The sequence below is a fragment of the Mesorhizobium sp. M0011 genome (assembly GCF_040324155.1).
In the GTDB taxonomy this organism is placed as follows: Bacteria; Pseudomonadota; Alphaproteobacteria; order Rhizobiales; family Rhizobiaceae; genus Mesorhizobium.
In genome coordinates this window covers 1-1185 of sequence record NZ_JAMYVQ010000078.1, presented here as the reverse complement: position 1 = coordinate 1185, position 1185 = coordinate 1, and the positions used below count along the sequence as shown (strand labels likewise).

The 1185-nt window shown below is 63.4% G+C and carries 1 protein-coding gene; it reads right to left on the bottom strand.

Annotated elements, in window-relative coordinates; all coding sequences use genetic code 11:
• Positions 1-45: 45 nt before the first annotated feature.
• A partial coding sequence (locus tag NKK51_RS32385) for an IS256 family transposase (RefSeq protein ID WP_352556352.1) occupies positions 46-1185 on the bottom strand: 1140 nt, incomplete at its 5' end.

Here is a 1185-nt window from a genome sequence, read left to right as displayed (position 1 = left end):
GGTTGTGTGCGTCAAGTTCTGCAAAATGGGCGATCATGAAGCTGGTCATGCGGCTTGGCGTAGAGCGAGCTTCTTGTGCTCGCGCAGGTCGTCCATGTTGATGTATCGGTTGGCCTCCATCCAGTTTTCGTTGGTCTCGACGGCGAGCGCCCTAACGAGGCGCAGGCAGCTTTCGGCGTTTGGGAAGATGCGCACGACATAGGTGCGCCGGCGGATTTCCTCGTTGAGCCGTTCGAGCATATTGGTGGACTTTAGGTGCTTGTGATGCTGACGCGGCAGCCGGAAGAAAGTCAGCGTCTGTTCTATAGCTTCTTCCGCCCAGGTGGTCAGTCGCGGGTAGCGGGCGGACCATTTGGACAGCCATGCGGCGAGATCGGCCTTGGCCTCGGCGAGATCGCGCCGGTCGTAGAGCCAGCGCAGTTCCTGCAGGCAATCGTCGCCGTGCTTCCTGGGCAGGTGATCGAGCGCGTTCCTGAGGAAGTGGACGTAGCAGCGCTGCCATGCGGCTTCCGGGATCACCTCGCCGATCGCCGCGACCAGGCCGGCATGGTCGTCGGACACGGCCAGTTCGACGCCCTTGAGGCCGCGTCGTTTCAAGCCGACGAGGAAGTCCTTCCAGGCCGAGCGGCTCTCGCGATTGGCCATCTCCACGGCCAGGATCTGCCGGCGCCCGTCCCAGTCGATGCCGACCGCGATCAGCACCGCCTGGCTCATCACGATGCCGGCTTCGCGCACTTTCTCGTAGCGGGCATCGAGAATGAGGTAGGGGAATGGCTCCTGAAGCGGTCGTTCGGCAAACGCCTTCAGGCTCTCGTCCAAGCGCTTGTTGATGGCCGAGATCGACGAAGCCGAGAAGGCATGACCGCACAGCTCTTCCGTGATCGCCTTGACCTTCCGGGTCGACACGCCCTGCACATACATCTCCGCAAGCGTGGCCACCAAGGCCCGCTCGGAACGCTGGTAGCGCTCGAACAGCTCGGTGGAGAAACGACCGGCCCGGTCCTGCGGAACCCGCAGCTCAAGCTTGCCGACCCGGGTGACCAGGGTGCGGCCGTAGTAACCCGAGCGATACCCAAGGCGCTCGGGCGTCCGTTCGCCCTTCGAAGCACCCAGCGCCTCCTCCATCTCGGCCTCGAGAACCTCCTGCATTACTGCACGGATCACTTCGTGCAGCCCCTCCGGGTT